13 protein-coding genes are annotated in these 11,059 nt (G+C 57.8%); 10 read left to right on the forward strand and 3 right to left on the reverse strand.

The features are described from left to right. Window positions 1–32 precede the first annotated feature (32 nt). A complete protein-coding gene (gene serS, locus ACR0JX_RS06230; protein WP_480542342.1) occupies window positions 33–1,325 on the reverse strand; it encodes a serine--tRNA ligase in 1,293 nt (430 codons plus the stop codon). 86 nt (window positions 1,326–1,411) lie between these two features. Continuing rightward, window positions 1,412–3,073 carry a mechanosensitive ion channel family protein gene (locus tag ACR0JX_RS06235; protein ID WP_480542344.1) on the reverse strand — a complete coding sequence of 554 codons (1,662 nt, stop codon included), beginning with the start codon at window positions 3,071–3,073 and terminating at the stop codon, window positions 1,412–1,414. A 200-nt stretch (window positions 3,074–3,273) separates the two neighbouring features. Between ACR0JX_RS06235 and yajC the strand changes: the two genes are divergently transcribed. From yajC to ACR0JX_RS06285, 10 genes are all read left to right on the forward strand, one after another. After that, on the forward strand, window positions 3,274–3,561 hold the full coding sequence (yajC, locus tag ACR0JX_RS06240) for a preprotein translocase subunit YajC (protein WP_170449793.1): 288 nt from the start codon (window positions 3,274–3,276) through the stop codon (window positions 3,559–3,561). Between the two features lie 33 nt (window positions 3,562–3,594). Then, window positions 3,595–5,256 (forward strand): protein translocase subunit SecD, encoded by a 1,662-nt coding sequence (secD, locus tag ACR0JX_RS06245; RefSeq protein ID WP_480542346.1) that lies wholly within the window; start codon window positions 3,595–3,597, stop codon window positions 5,254–5,256. 1 nt (window position 5,257) lies between these two features. Next, window positions 5,258–6,226 (forward strand): protein translocase subunit SecF, encoded by a 969-nt coding sequence (gene secF, locus ACR0JX_RS06250; protein ID WP_480542348.1) that lies wholly within the window; start codon window positions 5,258–5,260, stop codon window positions 6,224–6,226. Continuing rightward, on the forward strand, window positions 6,219–6,965 hold the full coding sequence (locus tag ACR0JX_RS06255) for a TSUP family transporter (protein WP_480542349.1): 747 nt from the start codon (window positions 6,219–6,221) through the stop codon (window positions 6,963–6,965). Before secF ends, ACR0JX_RS06255 begins: the two co-directional genes overlap by 8 nt. A gap of 9 nt (window positions 6,966–6,974) precedes the next feature. After that, window positions 6,975–7,328: an Mth938-like domain-containing protein gene (locus ACR0JX_RS06260; protein WP_480542351.1), complete on the forward strand. Its 354-nt coding sequence runs from the start codon at window positions 6,975–6,977 to the stop codon at window positions 7,326–7,328. A gap of 146 nt (window positions 7,329–7,474) precedes the next feature. Beyond that, the gene (gene ccmA, locus ACR0JX_RS06265) at window positions 7,475–8,089 is read left to right on the forward strand and encodes a heme ABC exporter ATP-binding protein CcmA (protein WP_480542985.1); all 615 of its coding nucleotides are present in this window, start codon (window positions 7,475–7,477) and stop codon (window positions 8,087–8,089) included. Continuing rightward, window positions 8,086–8,742 carry a heme exporter protein CcmB gene (ccmB, locus tag ACR0JX_RS06270; RefSeq protein ID WP_480542353.1) on the forward strand — a complete coding sequence of 219 codons (657 nt, stop codon included), beginning with the start codon at window positions 8,086–8,088 and terminating at the stop codon, window positions 8,740–8,742. Before ccmA ends, ccmB begins: the two co-directional genes overlap by 4 nt. Window positions 8,743–8,803: 61 nt before the next feature. Continuing rightward, window positions 8,804–9,577 carry a heme ABC transporter permease gene (locus tag ACR0JX_RS06275; RefSeq protein WP_480542355.1) on the forward strand — a complete coding sequence of 258 codons (774 nt, stop codon included), beginning with the start codon at window positions 8,804–8,806 and terminating at the stop codon, window positions 9,575–9,577. Then, the gene (gene ccmD / locus ACR0JX_RS06280) at window positions 9,574–9,732 is read left to right on the forward strand and encodes a heme exporter protein CcmD (protein ID WP_480542357.1); all 159 of its coding nucleotides are present in this window, start codon (window positions 9,574–9,576) and stop codon (window positions 9,730–9,732) included. Before ACR0JX_RS06275 ends, ccmD begins: the two co-directional genes overlap by 4 nt. Further along, window positions 9,725–10,267 carry a DsbE family thiol:disulfide interchange protein gene (locus tag ACR0JX_RS06285; protein ID WP_480542359.1) on the forward strand — a complete coding sequence of 181 codons (543 nt, stop codon included), beginning with the start codon at window positions 9,725–9,727 and terminating at the stop codon, window positions 10,265–10,267. The genes ccmD and ACR0JX_RS06285 overlap by 8 nt, the downstream gene beginning before the upstream one ends. Here the strand turns inward: ACR0JX_RS06285 and ACR0JX_RS06290 are convergent. Next, the gene (locus ACR0JX_RS06290) at window positions 10,262–10,954 is read right to left on the reverse strand and encodes an SDR family NAD(P)-dependent oxidoreductase (protein ID WP_480542361.1); all 693 of its coding nucleotides are present in this window, start codon (window positions 10,952–10,954) and stop codon (window positions 10,262–10,264) included. The two genes, ACR0JX_RS06285 and ACR0JX_RS06290, sit on opposite strands and share 6 nt — an antisense overlap. Window positions 10,955–11,059: the final 105 nt, after the last annotated feature.

Consider the following 11,059-nt stretch of genomic DNA (forward strand, 5'->3'; position numbering starts at 1 on the left):
AAAGACCGGCGCTAGTCGAAGCGCCGGTTTTCTTATGCCAGCGTGCCGTCTGTTTGCAGGGTCCGTTTGCCGCCCAGATAGGGGGCCAGAACCTCGGGCAGGGTCACAGTGCCATCTGAGTTCTGCCCGTTCTCCAGCACGGCGATAAGGCAGCGCCCCACGGCCAGCCCCGAGCCGTTCAGGCTGTGGACATATTCCGGTTTGCCACCCGCTTCGGGGCGGAAACGGGCATTCATGCGACGCGCCTGAAAATCGCCGGTGGTCGAGACCGAGCTGATCTCGCGATAGGTATCCTGACCGGGCAGCCATGCCTCGATGTCAAAGGTGCGGCGCGCGCCGAAGCCCATATCACCGGTGCACAGGACAACGGTGCGGTAGGGGATGCCTAGCTGCTCCAAAAGGTCCTCGGCGCAGCGCAGCATTCGTTTTTGTTCCTCGTCCGATTTATCCGGATGAGTGATCGAGACCATCTCGACCTTTTCAAACTGGTGCTGCCGCAGCATACCGGCAGTGTCCTTACCGGCGCTGCCAGCCTCGGACCGGAAGCAGACGGTGTGCGCGGTCATGCGGATGGGCAGGGCGGCCTCGTCCAGAATATCCCCGGATACCGAATAGGTCAGTGTGACCTCAGAGGTCGGGATCAGCCACCAGCCATTGGTGGTCTGATAGCTGTCATCGCCGAATTTCGGCAGCTTGTCGGTGCCGTACATCGCCTCATCCCGAACCAGAACGGGGGTTTGCATTTCGGTCAGACCATTCTTGTCGATATGGGTGTCCAGCATAAACTGGGCCAGTGCTCGGTGTATGCGTGCCACGCCTTTGGACAGGTTCACAAACCGGCTGCCGCTGGTCTTGGCGGCGGTTTCAAAATCCATCGCTGCGGCAACGGCGGGGATGTCGTAATGCTCCTTCGGGTCAAAATCGAAGTTGCGGGGATTTCCCCAGCGGTTCACTTCGACATTGTCCTCTTCATCCGCACCCTGGGGTACGTCGTCCGCGGGCAGGTTGGCGATGCGCGCCAGTTGGTCGGTCAGCAGCGCATCAAGGTCCTTGGCCTCGTTCTGCATCTGGGCGATTTCGGCCTTTTTCTGCGCCACAAGCGCGCGCAGGCGTTCGAATTCAGCCTCATCCCCACGGCCCTTGGCGGCGCCGACCTCTTTGCTGGCCTTGTTCTGTTCGGCCTGCGCCGTCTCTGCGGCCAGAATCTTGGCGCGGCGGCTTTCATCCAGCCGCAACAAATCTGACGACACCGGCGCGTCCCCACGGCGCGCAAGGGCGGCGTCAAAGGCGGCAGGGTTTTCGCGTATGGCGCGGATGTCGTGCATAGTTCAGATCCTTAATGCGTGAATCACTAAAGCCGCTTATGCACCATATGGCAGCAAGGGTGTAGCACCGGTTAAGCGATTTCCGCCTAGGCCTTTTCATCCCCATCATCTTCATGCGCCAGATGGCCGTCCCAACCTTCAGTCGGAATTTTGGGCTCTGGCGGATCGGCGATGTAAGACGGCGTCATGATCTGGACGTTGTTCTCGTTGAACACGGCCACGATGTTACGGTGCAGATCAGATTTGATCTTGGGAATGATGCTGCCTCGCGTGGTATATCCATTGATCTGATAGTTGATCGCGTAGTCAGCCAACGCAGTCCACAAAACGAAGGGTTCTGGTTTGGTCTTGATGCTCTTGGTGCGATGCGCGGCCTCGATCAGCATCGCCTCGATCTTTTCGGGTGGCTCTTCGTAACCGATGCCAACCGTTGTGTGCAGCAACAAGCCGCTGCCATCGGTTTTCTTCGAGAAATTCACAACGTCTGAATTCATCAACTGGGAATTTGGGATTGAGATCAACTCGTTCTTGATGGATTTCAGATGGGTTTCCATCAGCTTGATCTGCACCACGTCACCGATGTGATCACCGATCTGAATGCGATCCCCAATCGAGGTTGATCGGCGATAGATCACAAACAAGCCAGCCAGCATGTTGGACACAACCGAGTTCGCGCCTAACGACAGCATGGCCCCCACAAGAATGGTCAGCCCCTGAAAGGCTGCCGAATCCGAGCCCGGAATGTAAGGCACCGCAAATACAAGGGCGATTAGAACGACGACGACCCGGGCGATGTTGAAGGTTGGATTGATCCAGTGCCTTTCGAAATCCCGCATCTCAAAAGATCCGGCCTCGACCGCGTCGAAAAACACCCGCATTCCCCGGATGATATACAGCGTGATCCATGTGATCAGCGCCAGCATGATAAGGTTGGGAATGTAGCTGATGATGCCTCTGAAGATCAGCAGGACCGGCTCGGTCAGGTAGGTCAGCAGCAACTGGGCAAAATACCGAGTTTCGGCAAACGACAGCAGCACGAAGGACAGGTAGTAGTAGAAACCCAAAAAGAAGAGGATCAGCAGGATAAAGTTCAGCCCATAGCGGATCAGGGCGGCAATCGCTTCGGCCTGGACGCTTTTGGCCGTCACGGTTTCAACGTCTTTCAAATAGCCTTGAACGATTTCCAGCGTGCGCCGCTTGATCCGTCGGTGCAGCCAAAGGATCAGCACGATGAAGACCACAAACCCAAAGGTCCAGCCAGCGGCCTCGATAGCGCCGGAAACGCGCGCCTGATCACTGCGGTTGGCACGGTAGGTGACGATGGCTTCGCGGATCGCATCTCCCTGCAACACGCTGATAATATCGATCTCCATCTGGTCCAGTTCGGCATCCGCCTCGGTTGCCACGGACACAACAACACCATCTGCAAGAATCTCCGTTCCGAGCTCGCTGTCCCGATAGGTGATCTCGACATTTAGGCTTTCTGATGATTCAGCGATTTCAATGATCCTGTTCTGGACCCGCTCAGCCCGTTCATTGGCAGGCAGAGCAGAGGAACCACGTAGGAAGAAGAGCGGATCACCGTCGATAATGACCGGCGCTTTGAACACTTCAGAGCCAGTCGCGTCAGCCTCGGATGGCTCAGCGGGTGTATCCTGAGCCTGTCCTGCGGTGGATAGAATGGTGATCAGCAGCAGCGTGGATAGCAAAAGCTTCAGTCGCTGCAAGTATTTGTAGAGAAATCTCATCACGCCCCCCTAGGGCCGACTATACCCAAGATGCCTCGTGTTCCTAGGGCATATCTGCAACGCTCTGCGCCGTCTTTGGGGGCCCAGAGGCAGTGCAGGTAGGTCACACCGCCGCCTTTGCTTGCAAACAGGCATATCAGCGCATAGGTTCCCGCCAAATTTGCGGAACGGTACCGCAGCACAAAGCAAAGGAATATCCCATGGAAGGTGGCGCAATCGCCCAGTTTCTCCCGCTAATCCTGATCTTCGCGATCATGTATTTTCTGCTGATCCGTCCGCAGCAAAAAAAGATGAAAGAGCATCAGGCCATGGTCGAAGCGGTGCGCCGTGGTGATCAAGTTGTCACCCAAGGCGGGCTGATCGGCAAAGTGTCGAAGGTCAAGGAAGGCGAGAACGAGATCGAGGTCGAGATCGCCGAGGGCGTCAAGGTTCGCGTGGTCAAGTCAACCATTGCTCAAGTTCTGAACAAGACCGAACCTGCGAAGTAACTTCGCCTGACAATTCCTTGAAAAGGCAGGGTAATGCTGCAAATTGATACCTGGAAGCGGGTTCTGATCTGGCTGGTCTGCGTGATCGGCCTGCTCATGGCCCTGCCGAATGCTTTCTATACTCGGGTCGAGCTTTCGAACGACGCCAAAGCTGCGATTGAGCTGGGCGCGGATACGCCAGAAAATCAGGCCGAGGCCGCGTTATGGCCGAACTGGCTGCCATCTTCGCTAGTTAATCTGGGCCTTGATCTTCGGGGCGGCGCGCATCTGCTGGCCGAGGTAAAGGTAGAAGATGTCTACGAAGCGCGGATGGAGGCGATGTGGCCGGAAATCCGCGACGCGTTGCGGGATGAACGGTCCACAGTGGGTACGATCCGCAGGCAGGACGCAGCACCCGGTGAGATTCGTGTGCGCATCAGTCAGCCCGAAGGCATGCCCCGCGCGCTTGAGGTTGTTCGAGGGCTTGCCCGTCAGGTACAAACCCTAACCGGGGTTGGTGCCACGGATATTGAAGCCCGCGCCGATGGGGACACGATCGTCGTTCAACTGTCTGAAGCCGAGAAGCTTGCCTCGGATGACCGAACGGTACGTCAGGCGCTGGAAATCGTGCGCCGCCGGATTGATGAGGTTGGTACGCGTGAACCAACCATCCAACGTCAGGGTTCGGATCGTATCCTGATCCAGGTGCCGGGGATCGGCAGCGCTGGAGAGCTGAAGGATATTATAGGAACCACGGCGCAGCTGACCTTTAACCCCGTGATCAATCGCGGCACCGATCCAGATGCCGTCGCTGGCATCGGTCAAGAGGTGGTGCCGTCGATTGATGAAAACGGTATCTTCTACATCATCGAATCCGCCCCGGTGGTTACCGGTGAGGAACTGGTGGATGCGCAGCCCTCTTTTGACCAAAATGGCCGCCCGGCTGTCAGCTTCCGCTTTAACACTTCGGGCGCCCGGAAGTTTGGTGACTACACTCGCGACAATATCGGCGCGCCGTTCGCGATTGTGCTGGATGATGAGGTCATCTCGGCCCCTGTTATCCAAAGCCATATCCCGGGTGGGTCTGGGATCATCACCGGAAATTTCACCGTTGAGGAAAGCACTAACCTTGCAATCTTGCTGCGCGCGGGTGCCCTGCCGGCAGAGTTGGTCTTTCTGGAAGAACGCACAATCGGACCAGAGCTGGGCCAAGACAGTATCGATGCAGGTAAGGTCGCAACCATTGTGGCATTTGTGGCAGTGCTGGCCTTCATGGCGCTCAGCTACGGGTTGTTTGGTCTCTTCGCCAATGTCGCGCTCATCATCAACGTGGGCCTTCTGTTCGGCCTTCTATCCCTCATCGGAGCTACATTAACTCTACCAGGCATCGCGGGCATAGTTCTAACAGTTGGTATGGCCGTTGACGCCAACGTGCTGATCTTTGAACGAATCCGAGAAGAACTGAAATCCGCTAAAGGCCCGGCACGCGCGATCGAGCTGGGTTATGAAAAGGCGCTGTCAGCTATTGTGGACGCCAACGTCACCACGTTCATCACCGCCGTGATCCTGTTTGCCATGGGCAGCGGGCCGGTACGCGGATTCGCGATTACACTGGGGTTGGGTATTCTGACCTCGGTCTTTACGGCGATCTTCGTCACGCGACTGTTGGTTGTGATCTGGTTCGAACGCCGCCGCCCGAAAACGATCGAGGTTTGACATGAGACTGAAACTCGTACCCCAGAACACCTCGTTCGATTTCTTCAGCCGCTGGAAGCTCTGGCTGGGTATCTCGGGCCTGATGATGGTCATCGCCTTCACCTCTTTCCTTTTGCAGGGGCTGAACTTTGGTATCGACTTCCGCGGTGGCACGACCATTCGGACCCAAAGTGCGGTTGAAATTGACGTGGGCACCTATCGCGATGCCATCGCGCCTTTGGGGCTTGGCGATGTGACGATCACCGAGATTTTTGATCCGACCTTTGGCCCGGACGAAAACGTTGCGATGATCCGCATTCAGGCGCAGGCTGATGCCGAAGCGGTTGAGGCGGCGACAATCACCGCCGTCGAAGAGGCGTTAAAAACCGTGATCCCGGATATCCAGTTTGTCTCAGTCGAATCGGTCGGCCCGAAGGTATCTGGCGAATTGATCCAAACGGCGATCATCGCCGTGGCATTGGCCATCGGGGCGGTGCTTGTCTACATCTGGCTACGCTTTGAGTGGCAATTCGCACTGGGCGCGGTCGCGGCTCTTGTGCACGATGTGATCCTGACCATCGGTATCTTCTCGGAACTCCAAATCCGCTTTGATCTGGCCATCATCGCTGCACTGCTGACCATCGTCGGCTACTCGCTGAACGATACCGTGGTCGTGTTCGACCGGGTGCGCGAGAACCTGCGGAAATACAAAAAGAAAGACCTCAAAGAGGTGCTCAACATCTCGATAAACGAAACGCTTAGCCGGACGGTGATGACCTCGGTTACCACCCTTCTGGCGCTGATTTCGCTTTATGTTTTGGGCGGTGACGTGATCCGCGGTTTTGTTTTCGCGATGATCTGGGGCGTGATCGTGGGGACCTATTCGTCGGTCTTCGTGGCCTCAACCATCCTGTTGTGGTTGGGGGTTAAGCGAGACTGGTCCAAGCCATCAAACAACGCGGGCAACCAGTTTGCCAACGTGGATGCCTGAGCTTTTCGGCCAGTCCCCTCAGGGGCTGGCCATCATTGTCTTTGCCGCAGGTCTCAGCGGCGTTGTGCGCGGGTTTTCAGGTTTTGGAACTGCGCTGATCTTCCTTCCCCTTGCAACGCCGCATTTGGGTCCGTTTGGTGCCCTGATCGGTTTAACCATCATGGATGTCTTCGGCCCTTTGCCCAACCTGCGAAGGGCTTGGGTGTCTGTGAATCAGGCCGACCTGTGGCGCTTGGTAATAAGCTGCGCCTTGGTCTTGCCCGTAGGCCTGTGGCTTCTTACCCAAGTCGACCCGGATGTGTTCCGCTACGCGGTCAGCGGCCTTGCGCTGGCCATGCTAGCCATCTTGATCCTGGGCCTGCGCTATCACGGTCACGTCAGCCACATGATGGTCAACGCGATCGGTGCCGCAGCGGGTTTCCTGGGCGGCGTTGCGGGCCTCCCGGGGCCAGCTGTCATTCTTTTTTATATGTCACGCCCGCTGCCGGTCGAGGTGATCCGGGCAACCATCTTGTTGTTCCTTCTAGCGTTCGACTTCCTGCTGCTGGGGTTTTTGACGGCAATGGGGCAAGTCACCTATGCAACCGCAGGTCTGGGGCTTGCGCTTGCGATACCAAACCTACTGGGCAATTGGCTGGGCGGCTGGCTATTCCGACCTGAGCGCGAGCGCATCTACCGCAACGCAGCCTATCTGGCGATTGCCTTTGCCGCCTTGTCCGGCCTGCCGCTTTGGGGGTAAAAGACACGCATGCGATTGAATGAGATTACCTATACAAATGCCCAGCCTGTCGATGGCTATGGCCCCGGTTTTTTTCGTATTGGTGGACAGGTGCATCACGGCGGTGTCCTGACCGGACCAACAGGAACAACACCCTGGGGCGGGTATTCCGAGGTCGCTGAGCTGCTCGCGCTTGCCGACACGGTCGATGTGCTCTTCATCGGTACAGGCGCTGAGCTATCCCATATTCCAGCAGACCTGCGCAACGCTTTGGAAGAGGCGGGCCTTGGCGTCGAGATCATGAACTCACCCGCCGCATGCCGCACCTATAACGTGCTGCTCTCCGAAGGCCGCCGCATCGCGCTCGCCCTGATCCCCGTGTAAGCGGATCCCCCTTCATCTGGCCAAAAATATCCCGGAGAGCGCGAGAGGCTGGCCTCTCGCTCCCGCACTCACCATATGAACTGGCCTATGAACCCTGCGGCAAATCCATCCTTTTGCCCGCCTCTCCAATCAGATAAGCGATGGACATGACACTCACGGTGACAGAATTGGCGATTGCACGCGGCGGCATTCCCGTGCTCGAAGGGCTGAGCTTCTCGCTTGCCCCCGGTCAGGCACTGATCCTTCGCGGGCCCAACGGCATCGGCAAGACAACGCTGCTGCGCACTTTGGCCAGTCTGCAACCACCGCTGTCCGGGCGTATCGACGGGGCCGAGGATCAGATTGCCTACGCCTCCCATTCAGACGGGTTGAAACCAACTCTGACCGTGACCGAGAATCTCACCTTTTGGGCTGCGGTCTTCGGAACGCATGACATCCAGCCTGCATTGGATGCCTTTCAGCTGAACGCGCTTGCAGATCGCCACGCGGGCAATCTGTCAGCAGGCCAAAAACGGCGGCTGGGCTTGGCGCGCATGTTGGTGACGGGCCGACCCATCTGGGCCTTGGATGAGCCGACCGTTTCCCTGGACCAAAGCGCGGTGCAAATGTTCGCGTGTACCGTACAAAGACATCTGGGGCAGGGCGGCTCCGCCCTGATCGCCACCCATATCGATCTGGGTCTTGAAGCTGAAATACTGGATGTCGGTCCCTACAAAGCCCGTCTTGACCTGACCGATGACCTGGACGGAGGGTTCCTGTGATCGCTCTGCTGCTGCGCGACCTGAAACTGGCCTTCCGGGCCGGGGGCGGCTTTGGTCTGGGGCTGGCCTTTTTCCTGATCGTGACGGTTCTGGTGCCCTTTGCAGTTGGCCCGCAGTCGGCGCTGCTGTCCACCATCGCACCCGGCATTCTATGGCTCGGTGCGCTCCTGGCCTGTCTGCTTTCGCTCGACCGTCTCCTCGCGTTGGATTGGGAGGATGGATCACTGGATCTTCTCGCAACGGCCCCGTTGCCGCTCGAAGCCATTGTGTCGATCAAAGCGCTTGCACATTGGATCACCACGGGTTTGCCATTGGTCTTGGCTGCGCCTTTTCTAGGCATCTTGCTGAACCTGCCAGCACCGGGCTTTTTTGGGCTGGTGATCTCACTGCTGCTGGGCACCCCGGCCATGAGCGTGATCGGCACCTTCGGCGCGGCCTTGACCGTTGGTCTCAAACGTGGGGGGTTACTTCTTTCGCTCTTGGTGCTGCCGCTCTACGTTCCGACTCTGATTTTCGGGGCAGAGGTCGCCCGTCGCGGTGCGACCGGAATGGACACACAGACCCCGCTGCTGATGCTGGCCGGGATTACCGCCGCCACGATTGCCTTGCTGCCATTTGCCAGCGCGGCTGTGCTACGGATCAATCTGCGGTGAAGCGCCACATTCTTGACGGAGGTCAATTGAGAAACTGCCGGTTTCAGACTAGATATCAGCCATGACAATCGCAGCCAGAGCCAACGCCCTTTGGGAATATGCCAATCCGCGCAAATTTCTTGCCACCAGCGAACGCATCTTGCCGTTTTTCTGGATCACCTCAGCATTGTGTCTGATGGTCGGGCTTGTCTGGGGCTTTTTCTTCACGCCCGACGACTACAAACAGGGATCGACCGTCAAGATCATCTATCTGCATGTTCCTGCGGCATTGATGGCCATCAACTGCTGGCTGATGATGCTGGTAACCTCGTTGATCTGGCTGGTGCGCCGCCATCATGTCAGCGCTCTGGCTGCCCGAGCCGCAGCCCCAGTGGGCATTGTCATGACTCTGATTGCATTGGCAACCGGAGCCATCTGGGGCCAGCCCATGTGGGGCACCTGGTGGGCGTGGGATCCGCGCTTGACCTCATTCCTGATCCTGTTTCTGTTCTACCTTGGCTATGTGGCGCTTTGGGAAGCAATAGAAGACCCTGATACGGCGGCCGACCTGACATCGGTCCTGTGTCTAGTGGGCTCGGTCTTCGCCATTCTCAGCCGCTATGCAGTGAATTTCTGGAACCAAGGCCTGCATCAAGGCGCATCCGTTATGCGGGCCGGAGCCATCACAGGCACAGATACCGAGGAGAAGGTGAGTAACATCTTCTTTTACCCGCTTCTGATCTGCATCATCGGCTTTGTTTTGCTGTTCATCGCGCTGGTTCTCTACCGCACAGGCACCGAAATCCGCGCGCGGCGCGTCAAGGCCCTGCTGGCACGTGAAAGGGTGGGCGGATGATCCCCGATCTTGGAAAATATGCAGATACTGTTCTGTGGTCCTATGCCGTTTCAATCGGCTTGCTGCTGGCGCTTGTCGCGATCAGCGTGATGCGCGGCCGCAAAGTACGGACCGAGATGGAAAAGGTTGAACAAAGAGTGACGCGCAATGGCTAAGATTTCGCCCCTTATGATCGCGCCACCCCTGATCTTCGGCGCATTTGCGGTTCTTGCCGGGATTGGCATGTTCCGTGAGGATCCCGACGCGCTGCCTTCGGCGCGGCAAGGACAGCCTGCACCACCTGTCGTCCTGACCGAGTTTCCCGGCAAAACCTTGTTCAACGATGAAACGCTAAGGGATGGCAAGGTTAAGCTGGTCAATTATTGGGCCAGCTGGTGCGCGCCCTGCCGGGCCGAGCATCCCAACCTCGAAGCGCTGTCTGCCGAAGGCATCCCCGTCTACGGCATCAACTACAAAGATCAGCTGGATAATGCCGAAAGCTTTCTGCAAGAACTAGGCGATCCCTATTCAGGCATAGGCCGAGACGAGCAGGGGCGTATGGCTCTGGATTGGGGCCTCTACGGCGTGCCCGAGACCTATGTGATCGATGGCGAGGGTACCGTGATCCTACGCTTCGCCGGGCCGATCACGCGGCGTGTCATCGAAAGCACGATCCGGCCTGCTCTGGACCAGGCGGCAGGCGGCTCATAACCGATACCCGCCGGTAACGCCCAGAACTTCACCCGTAATGAAACTGGCGTCATCCGAGGCCAAAAACCGAACGGCCTTTGCAATATCTTCTGGCCGGCCTACGCGTCCAACGGCGGTATCCTTGACGAATAAGGCGGTCAGGTCATCCGGGCGCGGCGCCTCGGGGATGTTGATCGCGCCAGGGGCCACGGCGTTCACACGAATACCCTTGGGCCCCAGTTCTTTGGCCATACCACGCGTCCACAAGTTCAGTGCGGCTTTGCTGGCCCCATAGGTCACCGCATCCTTGGGCGGCAGAACGGCATTCATCGAAGAGATGCTGACAATCGCGGCGCCCGGCTTCAGATGCGGCAAAGCTGCGGTCAGCAACGCGGCGGGCACCAGCAGGTTCAGGTCCAATATTGAGAGGTGATCATCCTTATCGAACACGTCTTTCGGGGTCATCGTAACCGCTCCGGCATTGTTCACGATCAGATCGAGACGTCCAAACTTTTCTATGACCTGCTGTATAACCGCCTCGGGCTGCCCTTCTGCTGTCAGGTCAGAACGCAAGGCCAGACACTCGCTTTTCTCCTTGGGTTCGCTCGCCAACCAAGTGAACGCCACATGGTGGTCGCCGCGCAATTCGTCGACAATTGCGCGCCCAATTCCGCGCGCGCCGCCTGTTATCAATGCCACTTTATCCATACCAGCCTCCTTGCGCTGACCAGACCCGGATTATGGGCGATATTCAACTTCTTCTGTTCGTAAATACCTCGGAGCGCGAGGCAGAGCCTCGCTAAAAAATGCAAA

Source organism: Ruegeria sp. AH7, assembly GCF_056541325.1.

Coding starts and splice junctions, on each gene's coding strand:
- serS (WP_480542342.1), bottom strand. CDS start 1,325: ATGCACGACATCCGCGCCATACGCGAAAACCCTGCCGCCTTTGACGCC.
- ACR0JX_RS06235 (WP_480542344.1), bottom strand. CDS start 3,073: ATGAGATTTCTCTACAAATACTTGCAGCGACTGAAGCTTTTGCTATCC.
- yajC (WP_170449793.1), top strand. CDS start 3,274: ATGGAAGGTGGCGCAATCGCCCAGTTTCTCCCGCTAATCCTGATCTTC.
- secD (WP_480542346.1), top strand. CDS start 3,595: ATGCTGCAAATTGATACCTGGAAGCGGGTTCTGATCTGGCTGGTCTGC.
- secF (WP_480542348.1), top strand. CDS start 5,258: ATGAGACTGAAACTCGTACCCCAGAACACCTCGTTCGATTTCTTCAGC.
- ACR0JX_RS06255 (WP_480542349.1), top strand. CDS start 6,219: ATGCCTGAGCTTTTCGGCCAGTCCCCTCAGGGGCTGGCCATCATTGTC.
- ACR0JX_RS06260 (WP_480542351.1), top strand. CDS start 6,975: ATGCGATTGAATGAGATTACCTATACAAATGCCCAGCCTGTCGATGGC.
- ccmA (WP_480542985.1), top strand. CDS start 7,475: ATGACACTCACGGTGACAGAATTGGCGATTGCACGCGGCGGCATTCCC.
- ACR0JX_RS06275 (WP_480542355.1), top strand. CDS start 8,804: ATGACAATCGCAGCCAGAGCCAACGCCCTTTGGGAATATGCCAATCCG.
- ccmD (WP_480542357.1), top strand. CDS start 9,574: ATGATCCCCGATCTTGGAAAATATGCAGATACTGTTCTGTGGTCCTAT.
- ACR0JX_RS06285 (WP_480542359.1), top strand. CDS start 9,725: ATGGCTAAGATTTCGCCCCTTATGATCGCGCCACCCCTGATCTTCGGC.
- ACR0JX_RS06290 (WP_480542361.1), bottom strand. CDS start 10,954: ATGGATAAAGTGGCATTGATAACAGGCGGCGCGCGCGGAATTGGGCGC.